This is a genomic window from Bacteroides sp. 519 (assembly GCF_010500955.1).
Lineage (GTDB): Bacteria > Bacteroidota > Bacteroidia > Bacteroidales > Bacteroidaceae > Bacteroides.
On sequence record NZ_QVMJ01000014.1, the window covers coordinates 77,926 to 91,249 of the forward strand.

General features: G+C 41.7%; 11 protein-coding genes. 3 read left to right on the top strand and 8 right to left on the bottom strand.

Annotated elements, in window-relative coordinates; translation table 11 throughout:
* The 3 genes from D0T85_RS12810 (at position 1) to rimM (ending at position 2,593) form a co-directional block, all read left to right on the top strand.
* Entirely contained in the window at positions 1-612 is a 612-nt protein-coding gene (locus tag D0T85_RS12810) for a DUF4290 domain-containing protein (RefSeq protein WP_163213834.1), read from the top strand.
* Between the two features lie 152 nt (positions 613-764).
* Complete coding sequence (gene murA / locus D0T85_RS12815; protein ID WP_163213836.1) at positions 765-2,069, top strand: UDP-N-acetylglucosamine 1-carboxyvinyltransferase; 1,305 nt, start codon at positions 765-767, stop codon at positions 2,067-2,069.
* Positions 2,066-2,593: a ribosome maturation factor RimM gene (gene rimM / locus D0T85_RS12820; RefSeq protein ID WP_163213838.1), complete on the top strand. Its 528-nt coding sequence runs from the start codon at positions 2,066-2,068 to the stop codon at positions 2,591-2,593. Before murA ends, rimM begins: the two co-directional genes overlap by 4 nt.
* On the opposite strand, the gene D0T85_RS12825 is transcribed toward rimM, so the two are convergent.
* The 8 genes from D0T85_RS12825 to D0T85_RS12860 all read right to left on the bottom strand — a co-directional run bounded on the left by D0T85_RS12825 (position 2,590) and on the right by D0T85_RS12860 (position 13,255).
* Positions 2,590-2,907, bottom strand: a complete 318-nt coding sequence (locus tag D0T85_RS12825; RefSeq protein ID WP_163213840.1) for a hypothetical protein — start codon at positions 2,905-2,907, stop codon at positions 2,590-2,592. The two genes, rimM and D0T85_RS12825, sit on opposite strands and share 4 nt — an antisense overlap.
* A gap of 36 nt (positions 2,908-2,943) precedes the next feature.
* Positions 2,944-3,885, bottom strand: a complete 942-nt coding sequence (locus D0T85_RS12830; RefSeq protein WP_163213842.1) for an alpha/beta hydrolase — start codon at positions 3,883-3,885, stop codon at positions 2,944-2,946.
* Positions 3,886-3,888: 3 nt separating this feature from the next.
* Positions 3,889-4,632: a shikimate dehydrogenase gene (locus D0T85_RS12835; protein ID WP_163213844.1), complete on the bottom strand. Its 744-nt coding sequence runs from the start codon at positions 4,630-4,632 to the stop codon at positions 3,889-3,891.
* A gap of 90 nt (positions 4,633-4,722) precedes the next feature.
* A complete protein-coding gene (gene ubiE, locus D0T85_RS12840) occupies positions 4,723-5,466 on the bottom strand; it encodes a bifunctional demethylmenaquinone methyltransferase/2-methoxy-6-polyprenyl-1,4-benzoquinol methylase UbiE (RefSeq protein WP_163213846.1) in 744 nt (247 codons plus the stop codon).
* Positions 5,467-5,477: 11 nt separating this feature from the next.
* On the bottom strand, positions 5,478-6,413 hold the full coding sequence (locus tag D0T85_RS12845) for a phosphoribosylaminoimidazolesuccinocarboxamide synthase (protein WP_163213848.1): 936 nt from the start codon (positions 6,411-6,413) through the stop codon (positions 5,478-5,480).
* A gap of 309 nt (positions 6,414-6,722) precedes the next feature.
* Positions 6,723-7,718 carry a PhoH family protein gene (locus tag D0T85_RS12850; RefSeq protein WP_163213850.1) on the bottom strand — a complete coding sequence of 332 codons (996 nt, stop codon included), beginning with the start codon at positions 7,716-7,718 and terminating at the stop codon, positions 6,723-6,725.
* A gap of 482 nt (positions 7,719-8,200) precedes the next feature.
* Complete coding sequence (locus tag D0T85_RS12855) at positions 8,201-10,108, bottom strand: trehalase family glycosidase (RefSeq protein ID WP_163214053.1); 1,908 nt, start codon at positions 10,106-10,108, stop codon at positions 8,201-8,203.
* A gap of 18 nt (positions 10,109-10,126) precedes the next feature.
* On the bottom strand, positions 10,127-13,255 hold the full coding sequence (locus tag D0T85_RS12860) for a glycoside hydrolase family 2 TIM barrel-domain containing protein (RefSeq protein ID WP_163213852.1): 3,129 nt from the start codon (positions 13,253-13,255) through the stop codon (positions 10,127-10,129).
* Between the last annotated feature and the right edge of the window lie 69 nt (positions 13,256-13,324).

The following is a 13,324-nucleotide window of genomic DNA, read 5'->3' on the forward strand; positions in this document are numbered from 1 at the left end:
ATGTTATATAATACACAACAAAAAAGATTGCCATTACCCGAATACGGCAGAAGCATCCAGAACATGGTTGATTTTGCATTAACCATCGAGGATAGAGCAGAGCGTCAAAGATGCGCCAATACAATTATTAATATCATGGGTAATATGTTCCCTCACCTGAGAGACGTGCCCGATTTTAAGCATAAACTTTGGGACCATTTAGCTATTATGTCCGATTTTAAACTGGAAATTGATTATCCTTACGAAATCGTTCAGAAAGAGAACATGAATAAACGCCCCGATGTACTTCCTTACTCAAACACCCGCATCCGCTACCGTCACTACGGACGCACATTGGAAGTGCTGATAAAGAAAGCATGCGAGTATCCCGAAGGCGATGAAAAGAACAACCTGATTGCCCTGATTGCCAACCACATGCGCAAAGATTATATGGCATGGAACAAAGATACGGTAGAAGATAAAAAAATATTTGATGACCTTATGGAGTACTCCGGCGGCAAACTTGTACTTACCGATGATATTCTTTATCTGATGGAAGCACGTCAGGCAGTGAATCGTCGGCCACGACAAAATAATAATCACGGGCATGCTTATAATAATAAAAGGAGGTAAAGTTAAGAATTAAGTAGTAAGAATTAAGTAGTAAGAATACGATGCCGCATGTAAGAATTAAGTAGTAAGAATACGATGCCGCATGGATTCTTACTACTTACTACTTAATTCTTACTACTTTCTTACAATTCTCCACTCAAATACTTTAAACAATGGCTTCATTTATTATCGAAGGTGGGCACAAACTAAGTGGTGATATCTATCCGCAAGGTGCGAAGAACGAAGTTCTTCAGATAATTTGTGCCACATTACTTACAGCAGAAGAAGTAACAGTTAAAAACATACCCGATATATTGGATGTAAATAACCTCATTCAACTCATGCGTGATATGGGGGTAACCGTAACAAAGGATGAAGTAGACACATATACTTTCAAAGCAGCATCCATTGATATGGAGTTTCTGGAAAGTGATGAGTTCCTCAAAAAATGTTCCAGTCTGCGCGGATCGGTAATGTTACTTGGCCCTATGGTGGCTCGCTTCAAAAAAGCATTGATCTCTAAACCCGGAGGCGATAAGATAGGTCGTCGCCGCCTTGATACGCATTTTGTAGGTATCCAAAACCTTGGTGCACAGTTTAATTACAACAGAGATAGAGGAGTTTTTGAGATTACAGCCAATCAGCTTACCGGAGCATCTATGTTGTTAGATGAAGCCTCGGTAACCGGAACCGCAAACATTGTAATGGCAGCTGTACTTGCCAAAGGCACAACAACCATCTATAATGCAGCCTGCGAGCCTTACTTGCAACAGCTTTGTAAGATGTTGAATGCCATGGGAGCTAAAATCAGCGGTATAGCTTCTAATCTGCTTACCATTGAAGGTGTAGAAAGTTTGCATGGCACCCATCACACAGTTCTGCCCGATATGATTGAAGTTGGTAGCTTTATTGGTATGGCAGCTATGACTGGTAGTGAGTTGACTATTAAAAATGTATCATACGATAACCTCGGCATTATTCCCGAAAGCTTCCGTCGCTTAGGTATTAAGATGGAGCAAAGGGGTGATGATATTTATATTCCTGCACAAGCATCTTACGAGATAGACTCCTTTATGGATGGTTCAATAATGACCATTGCCGATGCTCCCTGGCCCGGACTAACCCCCGACCTGCTTAGCGTAATTCTTGTTGTTGCCACTCAGGCAAAAGGCAGTGTGTTGATACACCAGAAAATGTTTGAAAGCCGACTGTTCTTTGTTGATAAACTGATTGATATGGGAGCACAGATTATATTGTGCGATCCGCACCGGGCAGTGGTAATTGGGCACGACCATAAGTTTACTTTGCGAGGAGGCACAATGAGTTCGCCCGACATTCGCGCTGGTATTGCTTTGTTAATTGCCGCTATGAGCGCAGAAGGTGTTAGTTGTATTAACAATATCGAACAGATAGACCGTGGCTACCAAAACATTGAGGGCCGTTTAAATGCTATCGGCGCCAGAATTACCAGATTATGATCAGAGAAGAAGAAGTATATAAAATAGGAATGTTCAATAAGCCCCATGGTATTCATGGGGAGCTTTCGTTTACTTTTACCGATGATATATTCGACCGGGTAGATAACGACTATCTGGTGTGTTTACTCGATGGCATCTTTGTACCTTTCTTTATTGAGGAGTACCGTTTTCGCTCCGACACTACCGCATTAATAAAGCTAGAGGGCATTGAAACTGCCGAGAAGGCTCGGATGTTTACTAACATCGACGTTTATTTTCCGGTTAAATTTGTAGATGAGCAAACTGCAGATGAAGATCTTACCTGGAACTTCTTTAAGGGTTTTCATGTTACAGACATTCAGGCTGGCAATTTAGGGAAACTTACAGATGTTGATGAATCTACCCAGAATGTACTTTTTGTAGTGGATTATCAGGGAAAGGAATTATTAATTCCTGCGCAAGAAGAGTTTATTGTAGAGATAGACAAGATGCATCGAACACTTACAGTTGATTTACCGGAGGGATTGCTGTCTTTGGATGATTAACGTTTATCTTTCCATCGACGGCTATAACCACCGCCTCCAAATGCTCTTCCACCATTCCAGCCTCTCGAGCTATATCCGTTGTAGCTCCTGCTGTAGGGTCTTTTGATTCTTTTCTTCTCGTATCCGCAATTGCGACACACATAAATAATCTCTTCGACTTGTGCTCCGTCTATTGTAACCAGTCGGTTACTTTTGCATTTCCATTTGTATTTATTGCAATGGGAACAACGATTACCTTCTCTTGTCACATAAGCGTCTAATATCAGAAAAATAATAGCAGGTATAAAAGGTATTATCAGAATCAAAAGAAACATATTATTTACGATTTTACGATTGAAGTATCATAATTTTCAATTTAATATGTATTTATCGACGAACGATTTAACTCTTGTAGTATATTCCTGTGGATTGTCTCGATACGAAACAGCATGTGCTGCACCTGGTACAACCCATAGCTCTTTGGGATTGGATTTGGCTTCGTACAAGGGATACACCATTCGGGTAGGAACATAGCCGTCGGCATCACCATGGATAAAGAACATGGGGAGTTGGCATTTTTTCACTTGTTCTATTGCTGAGGCTTCTTTAAAATCCCATCCATACTTTACATCACAGAGCCAACTGGCTGTGTACATTAAAGGAAATGCAGGAATGCCGAACTGCTCTTTTAACTCTTTCGAAAATTGATCCCAAACGCTTGTGTAACCACAATCTTCAACAAAACATTTTACGTAAGGTGGTAGTTCCTCGCCCGATACCATCATGGTTGTTGCTGCTCCCATAGATATTCCATGAACAACCATTTGGGTATTGTCATACAGATCATTGGCTATATCCATCCATTCGAGTACATCTAAACGGTCTTTCCATCCCATTTGTATAGCTGTACCATCGCTAAAACCATGATATTGAAGATCGGGCAGGAGGATGTTATACCCTAAATCGTGGTTATACATGTAGCCAATCATTAACATCCGGATGGCACTATCGGTATATCCGTGTACAATTACAGCTGTTTTATCTGTAGCTTGCGGGGCGGCAATATAGTAGGCATTCAGGTGCCTGCCATCTTTATTCAATATCGACATTCCTTTTAGTGCCGAAACAGCATTAAGGCTATCAACCCACTGCTCAAGAAACGGATAAGTGGAGAACATATCTTTATAGGCACTTGCTTCATCTTTTGGAAAATCGGGTTTCAGCGAAAAGCTTAACATGTAAAAGCTACCACCTATTATGATTGTTGTTAATAACAGTAAGGTTATTATTATTCCGGTAATTCTTTTTTTCATGATTTATTCCTCATTCCATATTTCCCACGCAGCAAACGCCTGTAGCAGAAGCATTTCTAAACCATTTTTTGTTGCTGCACCTTGTTCTATGCCTTTTTTCATAAACAGGGTTACATTGGGGTTATACAGCAAATCGTACAGTAAATGGTTGGGTGTAACCAGATGGTAGGGTATGTTGGGACATACATCCACATCGGGAAACATTCCCAGAGGGGTGCAGTTTACAATGATGGAATATTCCTCCATAATTTCGGGAGTGAGCATTTCGTACGTAAGCATGTCTTTCTGTTCGGTACGCGAAACATACTTGCTTTCTATTTCCAGGTTCTTTAATCCGTGAAATACAGCTTTGGCAGCTCCACCGGTTCCCAGAATCAATGCTTTTTTATGATGCGGTTGCAACATAGTTTCAATAGATTGCATAAATCCAATGATGTCCGAGTTGTAACCAACAAGCTTTACCTTATTCTTTTTACGAATAACCTTTATTACGTTTACCGCCCCAATGGCACGGGTATCTTTGTCGAGATCATCGAGAAAAGAAATGATCTTTTCTTTATAAGGTATGGTAACATTCAAGCCTTTCAAAGTAGGGTTTCTTGCAATAACTTCGGGAAACTCGTCCAGCGAAGGAAGTTCGAAGTTAATATATTCCGCATCAATACCCTCCGACTTGAATTTCTCATTAAAGTATCCAATTGAAAACGAATGACGTAGCGGGTAGCCTACTAAACCGTATTTTTCCATAACTATTTAAGTTTTTAAGTTTTTAGGTTTTAAGTTTTTGAGTTTGCAGCATTGAACCTTAAAAACTCAAAAACTTAAAAACTTAAAGCCTTAATTCATTTTTTTTGCTGTATAAAGTGTGCAAATACCGAATGTCAGTCTTTTGAAGCGTACTTCCCTGAATCCGGCTTTAGAAATAATTTCTCTCATTACCTCGCCTTGTGGAAAGGCTTTTATTGTTTCGGGTAAATATTTATATGCACTGTTATCCTTTGATATCATTTTACCCAAAAACGGAATAATAACTTTAGAGTAGATGGAGAAAAGCTGCTTCATCGGAAACTTGTCGGGTGTGGTTAGTTCGAGTATTACCAACTGTCCCTGTTCGTTTAGTACCCGGTTCATTTCTCTGAGGCTTTTATCCAGATCGGCAAAGTTCCTTATTCCAAATGCAACTGTTATTGCATCAAAAGTATTGTCGTTAAAAGAGAAAGAAGAACTATCCTCTCTCGAAAACTTGATTTTCGAAGATAGCCCTTCTTTTTCTACTTTCTCTTTTCCCACATTCATCATCCCCATAGAGATGTCGGTGCCCATAACCAACTGCGGATTCAGTTTCTTACAGGCAAGTATGGCAAAGTCGCCCGTACCTGTTGCCACATCCATAATTTGTTGCGGCTTGAACGGTTTAAGCCAGTTGATAGCTTTCCGCCGCCAGAACCTATCAATGCCAAACGACATGGTATGGTTAAGCGTATCGTAGGCCGGAGCAATATTGTCGAACATCTTTTCAACCTGTTCTACCTTGCTACCGTCGTCGCCATAGGGTTTGATTTGTTCTTGTGGGTAGTTCATTCTGAATGTTTTTACATAAGGAAATTAACCACATTGTCTTCTATGCGAACAGGACTGTAGCTTCCTTTTATAAATTTCTGTCCAACGATTTGCTCGTACAGTTCAATATAGCGTTCGGAAACAGATTCAACATATTCGTCGGTCATTTCGGGTATCTGCTGACCTTCTTTACCCATAAAACCATTATCCATCAACCATTGACGAACAAACTCTTTCGATAGCTGTTTCTGTGGTTCTCCTTTTTCGAATCTCTCCTGATAACCATCGGCATAGAAATAGCGTGAAGAGTCTGGAGTATGAATTTCATCTATCAGATATATTCTACCGTCTCTCTTTCCGAATTCATATTTGGTATCTACCAAAATAAGTCCTCTTTCGGTGGCCATTTCGCTACCACGTTGAAAAAGAGCATAGGTGTATTTTTCCAGTAACTCGTAATCTTCCTTGCTAACAATGCCCTGTGCGATGATTTCTTCTTTCGAAATGTTTTCGTCGTGACCTTCGTCGGCTTTAGTTGTTGGGGTGATTATCGGAGTTGGAAATTTTTCGTTCTCGCGCATGCCATCAGGAATAACAACACCACAAATGTTGCGGTTGCCAGCCTGATATTCGCGCCATGCACTTCCGGTTAGATATCCGCGGATGATCATTTCAACACGGAAACCTTCGCATTTAAGACCAACAGTAGCCATGGGATCGGGAGTAGCAAGTTTCCAGTTAGGAACAATATCGGCAGTTGCATCCAGAAATTTAGAAGCAATCATATTCAAAACCTGTCCCTTATAAGGAATTCCTTTAGGTAAAACTACATCGAAAGCAGATATACGATCGGTTGCAATCATTACCAGTATTTTACCGTTAATGTCGTATACATCACGTACTTTTCCGTGATAAACACTTTCTTGTCCCGGAAAGTTAAAATCAGTTCTAACTAATGCTTTATTCATCTTATTTTAGTTTTAAGTTTCTTGCTATACATGAGGCCAACGGCCTCTATAGTTTCTTGCTATGCATGAGGCCAACGGCCTCTATTCAATAGCGTAGGGCAAAGCCCTACGTAATAATCGGGCGTGCAACCGACCCCAAACGGGGTCAACGCAATCAACCAGGATATTTGAGTAGACTCCGTTGGAGTCACGTTATTATCAATCTCGTTACGTAGGGCTTTGCCCTACGCTGCTGTATTGAGGCCGTTGGCCTCTACTTTTTAAAAACGCGGATTAGCGCAGATTTGAAATCTGATTAAATAATCTGCGTTAATCTGCGTTAATCTGCGTTTCAACAGAAGCCTTTCTCTTTTCTCGTTCCGCCTTCACCTCCTTATCAAACTTCTCATACGCATCCACTATTCTTTCCACTAACTTGTGGCGAACAATGTCTTTCTTACTCAGTTCAACAAATGCAATGCCTTTCACCTGCTTTAAAATCTTCATGGATTGTACCAACCCCGAAGTTTGCGATGGTGGAAGGTCTATCTGTGTAATATCACCAGTAACAATCATTTTGGTGTTCATCCCCATACGGGTAAGGAACATCTTGATTTGTTGTGCGGTTGTATTCTGGGCCTCGTCCAATATTACTACAGCATCGTTCAAAGTGCGTCCACGCATAAAAGCCAATGGAGCAATTTGTATAACATTCAACTCCATGTATTCTTTCAACTTGGCCGCAGGAATCATATCCTGCAATGCATCATACAAGGGTTGCAGATACGGATCAATCTTTTCTTTCATATCACCGGGCAGAAAACCAAGTTTCTCGCCGGCCTCTACAGCAGGTCTGCTAAGAATAATTTTTTTAATCTCTTTATTCTTAAGGGCTCGTACGGCCAATGCAATAGCTGTATATGTTTTGCCCGATCCTGCAGGACCAACGGCGAATATCATATCATTCTTATTATACCCCTCGACCAGTTTTTTCTGGTTTTCGCTTCGGGGGATAATAGGCTTTCCTGTTACACTAAATACAATTACATCACCGGCCTTCTCGGCTTGGGGAGCATTACCTTTAACAATGTCAATGATAACATCTTCTTTAAGCGAATTATATTCTGCGCAATATTTTTCCAGCTTCACAATAATTTCTTCAAAAGCCGCCATCTCTTCCTCGTCACCGAGTACTTTAATCACATTGCCTCTGGCTACTAATCGTAATTTAGGATAAAGTGCTTTCAATAGTTGTAGGTTAGCGTTGTTTACCCCATAAAAAATAACCGGGTCAATGTCTTCTAATACAATAATTTTCTCAATCATCTATAACATTTAAAAATTCTTATTTGTTTTTGCGCGAAATTCACGCAAAGTTAACGAAAGGTTTGGTTTCTATTTATAATTCTCTTCAGAAAATCCCTTCTGATCTAAAAATAGTCTTTATTTTGTAATATTAACTACTCCCCTACCTGCCTTGCCTGCCTTGTCTTTTAACTAGAATGCCTTTTTGCTCTATCTGTATATTCTTTTATGATGCTCTGCGGAAAAGTCTGTAGTTCTTTGCGGAAAAGTCTGTAGTTCTCTGTGGAAAAGTATGTAGCTTTCTGTGGAAAGTTCCGTTGTTTTCCACAGAAAACTCTGTAGTTTTACAAACAAAAATACGGAAATGGTAGTAATATGTAATTACCAACATTCCCGTATTATACCTGCATATCTTATGCTACACTAAAGATACAATATTTTGATGACATGTGCAACCGCATGTTAACATACGGTAACACTTACGTCTGTATCTTGCCTTTATTTTATTTTCCAAACTCCTCGTACATCAATAATAGATGCGCCGAACTCCATCCAAAATGAGGAGCTTTCAGTAACTCACCTGTATGTGTACCATAGTTCTCGTGAATGGGAGCATCTTCTTTTAAGCCATGTAAACGATTAAACACCTGCCCAGTAAATTTATCTGCCAACTCTTTGTGCCCATAGTTGCGCAATCCCTTAATGGCAAAATACGTTTGATCTAACCAGATAGGGCCCCGCCAATACCCTTTGGGAGTGAATTTCGGATTATCCGCAGCAACCGTAGGGAATGGAATATAGGTGGCAAACTTAGTGGTATCTGTTAGTAAAGGCAGTGCCCTGTTCATTTGCTCTTTGCTGGCAATACCTGTCCAGAAGGGGATGTACGCCTCGCAACCTTCTTCTTTAATAAACTCACCATCCGGTAAATGGCGGTCGAAGAAGAAACCTGTTGTACTATCGAAAAAGTATTCGGCTACATTGGCTGTATAATCAGGCTCGGCAAAAGGTTGGTTAATAAGCCCGGCAAACTTCTTCAATAGTTTGTACTCGTAAGCCAGATAGGCGTTAAGGTCAACACTTTCCTGATCAAAGCTCCAGGCATCATCTGCATTTTTAACCATTTTGGCGTTATCGAAACGGATGGCGTTATCCATTCCGCTTTCCCATGCCGCAGCCTCGGCAGTGCCATCAACCGAACCGAATTCGCAAATCCCGTTCCGGTTATGATCTCTCTTAGCATACCACCAACGGTGATAAGCCAGAAGTTGTGGATACATTTCGCGAACAAATGCCGTATCGTTGGTATGGGTGAATATTTCATCTACCGCCCATGCTGCCAAAGGAGGCTTGCTATCGCGGGCGTTATTCTCGTCGGTGTTCGAATAAATACAATCAATCACCATACCATCAGCCAACTGATAATCGAACATGGCACGTATCTGGTTCTTGGCTACTTCGGGAGCAAATCTGGCGTAAGCCACAGCTGTTTTCCACGAATCCCATGCCCAGAATCCCATGAAATAACCTACTGCATGACTGGGTACTACACCTTCGTGCAACAGTCCGCCTTTCTGGCTTTGCCAATTTGCAATTAACGTGGCAACCGCTTTTACAGCTATCCGGTTATACTCCTCAGGCATATCATTGCGAAGCACACTTGTTAAATAACCCTCCCAACGTTTATTGTTGGCTTCGATATAGTTCTGCGGATGGTTAAGTATGGATGTTGCTTTTTGCAAACCTGCTATTTTTTCTTTTTCGTTGTTAAAAAAAGATAGGGTAACATACACATTCTCTCCACTGCAAACTGCCAGGTAGTTATCGTTGGTAATGCTTACCCGGGCATCGGGCTCAAAGCCGATACATACAATCTCGCCCGAAGGGTGACGGGCAATTACCGTGTTCTGGTTCAGTTTAAAACTTGTACCATTGGCCCAGGTATCGCCTTTCAGTTGTAACTCACGATTGATATTTGTACGAATATATAATAGTGCTGTGTTTGTGTCGATAAACTGTAGGTGTTGTTCAATGTTTCCTGATGGAGAATGTGATTTTACAAAAATCTCTCCGGGAAAGTAGTTTGTAGAATCCGGAGTAAAAGTTTCGTTGATGTTGCTGAATCCGGGTACAACGGCACTGCGAACCATCCAATGACGATGGTCGAGGCTGAAAGGACCGCAAAATCCGTTTATCCATTTATCTTGCATGGGGATGGTAAATCCCATCCACGAGCCCTGATCGGTGAACCATCCACCGCAGCGGGTGTTTGCCTCAGGGGTGTATGCGATATTGAATAATTTACCATATTCGTATCTTATTGAGTGGGGGCCCTTTGGGGTGTTTACACAGCTCATCATACAGATGAGGAGTGCGCAAAAACAGAGCTTGATCATTATTTTATATAACATATTTGACATACATGCGGATTATTTATCAATTGGTATTATGGTGAAAGAATAAGAAATCGGTTCTGGTGTAATTGTGTACTCCGGATGAACCTGCGCCCCCCAGGTATTATCACCACCTACGCCCATCTGACGGTAGTCTATATTTACCCATACCATATCTTTTTTATGGATACTGCCACCATGTTTACGTTCAGTGTTGAATGGGATATATTCAATATCTTCCATGGGGAAATTCCATGCACTGATACTAAGTGGCCTATCGCCTTCAATCATGATTCCTACGTTTGCAGCATTCAGAAAGCTAACCCATCGAACATCGCACTTGTTGCCTGTTTCTTGCGAACGTACATAGGGGTGATATTGTTCCCATACCGTTTGTTGGTACAATCCGATGGCTGCCGATGATTTACGGTCTTCGTAATTTTCGTGCGGACCGCGTCCTAGCCAAGTCATCATTTCATATTCGGCCGGAAGCACCATGTATGCACCAAAGCGTGGCATTTCAGGGAGTGGTTTGCTGCCTGGGGCAAAATCTATCGAAACCCTGATTGTTCCATTTGCCAGAACCTGATAAGTGAGTTGCAAATGTGCATCTTGTTCGGGCATATCGTACAACTCTGTTATGGTTACGGTATTCTTACCTGCGTTTTGTTGCACATCGAATGATTTTAATGTCTTTGTTTTTCCCGCATGTTGCCAAGTGGCACAACGCGTTGCGGTTCTGTTAGCAACATCGTTATCGGTAAGTGCCCTCCAGAAGTTTGGTTGCAATCCTTCCTTTATCACCTCTTTTCCTTTGTACATCATATTGATTATGCCACCATTAACTGCTGAGAAGTTTAATTGGAAATCCCCTCCCGAAACAATGAAACGGTTATCATCCTTTTGGGTGGTTAAAGTACCCGGAACGGCTTCAAGCGGTTTTTCTTTCTTGATTCCCGGCATCTGCCATTGTTCCATGGCCACAATATGATCTTTTGCAAACAATGCATCACCTGTTCTGGTCAAAGCTTCCAGTTTCAGGAAATATTCTTTTCCATCTTGTGGAACGGCCTTCATTGGGATAGTAATTTGCTGTGTGCCATGGGCGGCTATAGCCGGAAAATCCAATCTTCCCGAATCGACAGCCTTTCCGTTTGTTTCCATTGTCCATCTCAGATAGAATTTATCCAGATTGATAAAGTCGTGCCTATTTGTAACCTTTATAACATTGGTAGTGAAAGGAGCCGGTTCAAAGTGAATGTACTGATATACTTTCTTTACCTCCCAGATGTGCGGATGCAAAGAACGATCGGCAGCAACAAGTCCGTTGGCACAGAAATTAGAGTCGTTAGGGATGCCAACAAAACCCATATCTCCACCATAAGCCCATATCTTCTTTCCTTTATCGTCCTTTATTTCAAAAGTCTGGTCTACCCAGTCCCAGATGAAACCGCCCTGTAGCTGATCGTATTTATAAATAAGATCCCAGTAATCCTGAAGATTACCAACGCTGTTTCCCATGGCGTGTGCATACTCACATAGTATTAACGGGCGCGGCTGACGCTGGTTTACATGTTCGCGCAACAGCCAGATACGCCCATACATGGGGCAATAAATATCGGATACACCCTGTTTCCTTGAGCCCTCGTATTGTGTGGGGCGGGTAGGGTCGAACGTTTTTGTCCAGTGATAAAGCGTTTCGAAGTGTTTGCCATAGCCCGATTCATTTCCCATAGACCAGGTAACGATGGAAGTAAAATTCCTGTCGCGCAGTACCATGCGTTCCATTCGTTCCTTAAAAGGAAGCTCCCATTCGGGGTAATTGGCCAATGTTCCATCTTTATGATAATCCATGCCGTGGCTTTCAATATTAGCCTCATCAATCAGGTAGATGCCATAACGGTCGCACAAAGCATACCATTCTGCACAATTGGGGTAATGTGAGTTACGTACGGAATTAATATTGAACTGTTTCATTAGTTGGATATCGTGCACCATGCTTTCTACAGTGATGGTGCGGCCGTGGTGCGGATCGTGTTCGTGCCGGTTAACGCCTTTAAAAAGAACAGGCACGTTGTTGATAAGTAACATCCCGTTTTTCAGTTCAACAGTGCGGAAACCAAACGGATGAGCAAACGATTCCAAAGCCTCACCTTTTTCATTGAAGGTATTTATAACCAATGTATACAGGTTGGGTGTTTCAGCATTCCATGGGTTTACTTTGGGAAAAACATTGCTGACGGAAAAGAGTGTGTCGGTAGCATTGCTGAGGCTTTTCTTTGTGTTGAATATAGCATTCTTGCCATCCAATACTTTCACTTCTACGGTGTGCCCCGCTTGGGCATTCTTGATATATAGGTCGAGATTCAGATTTCCGTCGGTATATTGGTTGGTTAATTCGGATACCAGTTTAAAGTCTCTTATCCGTACAGACGGACGGGCATATACAAATACATTCCGTTCAATGCCGCTGTATTTCCAGCAGTCCTGATCTTCCAGATAAGAAGCATCGCTAAAGCGGAATACCTTTACAGCCAGTTTGTTGTTTCCTTTTTTAAGTAGTGAGGTGATGTTAAAGTGGGCAGGCAGGCGACTATCTTCGCTGTATCCGGCCAGTTCTCCATTCACCCAGCAGTAAAATGCGGATTCTACACCTTCAAAATCAATAAATACATCCATTCCGTTCCATTCTTCGGGGATGGTAAACTCGCGTACATAAGCGCCAACGGGGTTATAATCGGTAGGCACATGCGGCGGGTTTGCCGGGAAAGGATAGCTTACATCGGTGTAGATGGGGGCATCGAATCCTTGCAGCTCCCAGCTTCCGGGTACTTGTATGTTACTCCACTTTTTGGTGTTGTATCCGGGTTTCCAGAACCCTTGCGGACAGCTATCCGGGTTTTTCGAGAATAGAAACTTCCATGTACCGTTTAAGCTGATGCGCCTTTCGGCTTTTGCATTCAGTTTAAATCCTTCGGGTACAGGCAGGTTGAGTTGTTGCAGTGCTTTGGCTTCATCTTTAAAAGGGATAAAGTGGGCATTCATCGGTTCCCGGTTTATGGCATTTACTTGTGGGTTTTGCCAGGGAACTTTATCTCCTTCTTTAGCTTTTGTTGGGTTAGAAGCTAAAAGAAAGGTAAGGATTAGTAGTATATATTGTTTCATAAATACATTTATATTGTTGCTGATTGTTTTTGAAACGCAGATTAACGCGGATTAACGCAGATTATTTAA